This window comes from Vibrio sp. 2130-1 (genome assembly GCF_033339515.1).
The window spans coordinates 1-1,398 of sequence record NZ_JAWOUT010000060.1 but is presented as its reverse complement, the minus strand read 5'-3'; the positions used below and the strand labels follow the sequence as shown (position 1 = coordinate 1,398).

The 1,398-nt window shown below is 47.5% G+C and carries 2 protein-coding genes; both read right to left on the bottom strand.

The window, feature by feature from the left end; translation table 11 throughout:
• On the bottom strand, positions 1 to 1,081 hold a 1,081-nt coding region (locus tag R7Q09_RS24220), incomplete at its 3' end, for a DUF4158 domain-containing protein (RefSeq protein WP_318143709.1).
• 129 nt (positions 1,082 to 1,210) lie between these two features.
• Positions 1,211 to 1,369, bottom strand: a complete 159-nt coding sequence (locus tag R7Q09_RS24215) for a hypothetical protein (protein ID WP_225455829.1) — start codon at positions 1,367 to 1,369, stop codon at positions 1,211 to 1,213.
• Positions 1,370 to 1,398 lie beyond the last annotated feature (29 nt).

Sequence of the window (1,398 nt, the reverse complement as noted above, 5' to 3'; positions counted from 1 at the left end):
CCTTCAATGCCTGTTGTCTGACTACTGAGAAGGGTTGATTATCATCAATGTTCTCATCCACAAACAGATGCAGTAACTCTGCCGCTTTCGTGACATTGTCCGCGGCTGACTGCCAGGACAGGAACACTGCTTGTTGTGCAAAGGTGTTGGCAGCTTCTTGTTGCTTGCGGATATGGTAAATGAACCCATCAGTTAACCGTTCCAGTGCCAGTTGTATCCGCTCTGTCAGGTGACATAGCAACCATAGATGCTGCTGTGCGCGTTTGAATCGTTTGAGTTTACTACCGTAATAGTTGATGAGCTCACCGAAGTGTTGTCGATTTTTAAGAGACAGATTAAGCCCATCGATAACGCCATTGATTTGCGTGCGCCATGGCGCTAACTGATGATAAAGGGCAAGCTCTTTTTTAAGTTCAGGTACGGTCAGACTTTTTGCACCGCCTCTGAGCTGGTTCAGGCTTAGTCCGTCATCAATGGCTGTTATGCTGTCCAGAAAGACGTGAAGTTCAGGACTGGTGAGTTGATTAAGTTGGTGCGCCAGGTCTTTTCTGACCTGCTGCATCGCTCTGCTTATCAGTCTCTGGAGTACGGTGTACCTAGGGATAGCAATGCTGTGACTGGTTAGGAATTCAATAGCAGTATCAAAGAGGTAACGCGGCTCCAGCCAGGCATTGCCCACCTGAACAAGGTGGTCGAAAAGAGAATTGAAGTGCTGACTTTCGTCCCATTTGTGATAACCAGCAAGGTCTAATACTTTTGCGTAGAGTCGATCTTTTTGTTTTTGTGAGGGAGTGAATGGTCTGAGCCCCTTGCCGCCAAGCAGCTCTTTACTGATGAACATTAAATCCTTAGAAACCTGCGAGTAAGCGATATCTAGGATGACGGGCTTTGATTTGAAGTATCCCAAAATCGCGACAAAGTAACATCTATGAGCTCTGAGACGAATTGACCGAAAAACTGCCAATTCCGCATCGTTCAGAGAAAAGTACAGACGTTGTTCTTCGATTGAAAAAATGGGTGGGGAATAAAGATCTGCCTGTTCTGCTCTCGTGAGAATAGTAATTTCGTTTTTGATGGCCATATCAGGGCTGTTCCGTATTAAATGTACGATATTTACCTAATTTGCCACACTTATAAGTAGTAACCCACCTCCGCAGCCATTTATTGGTGTGGTCTACAGAGGATTATGTCTTTTTAGAGGGGAAAATCCCTAGAACCCCGTGATGGTCGGCGCGCCGTAGCTCTTCTGCAGCACGACGTTGCGGCCCTTCGGGCCGAGGGTCGCCTTCACGGCGTTGGCGAGCACGTTGACGCCGCGCACCATCTTGGAGCGCGCGTCTTCGCCGAAACGAATGTCCTTGGCAGCCATTGCGAATTACCTCGAAAAATTATTCGGAT

Coding starts and splice junctions, on each gene's coding strand:
- R7Q09_RS24215 (WP_225455829.1), bottom strand. CDS start 1,369: ATGGCTGCCAAGGACATTCGTTTCGGCGAAGACGCGCGCTCCAAGATG.